This is a genomic window from Sporomusa sp. (genome assembly GCF_057736855.1).
Map to the genome: position 1 here is coordinate 10,317 of NZ_JBYKYF010000072.1, position 299 is coordinate 10,615.

The window sequence follows — 299 nt, forward strand, 5'->3', positions numbered from 1 at the left end:
ATTGGCGAGAGGTAAAAGAAACCAATACCCGGGAGAAGGTTATCCAAAGACTTAAGGAGCTTAATGCGCCACAAGCAGAAATCGACCTTATTGAGAAGGCAAAAAAAAATTCAGACGCATTAGTTAAAACTGAGGAAGCTGCCATGAAGGCCGTCGAATCAGGGGATTTTGATACTGCCCGCAGACTCATGTTTGATAGCAATTATGAAAAGAATAAGCAAATTATCATGGAACCAATTACTGAGTTTCAAAAGCAAATCATGGCTCGGGCAAACAGGGAATTACAGCAAGCAAGTGAT

The 299-nt window shown here is 41.1% G+C and carries 1 protein-coding gene; it reads left to right on the forward strand.

Features of this window, described 5'->3' with window-relative positions; genetic code table 11:
• Window positions 1-299 (forward strand): hypothetical protein (locus AC29Z1_RS06740; RefSeq protein WP_488270693.1); only part of this gene is annotated, 299 nt, incomplete at both ends.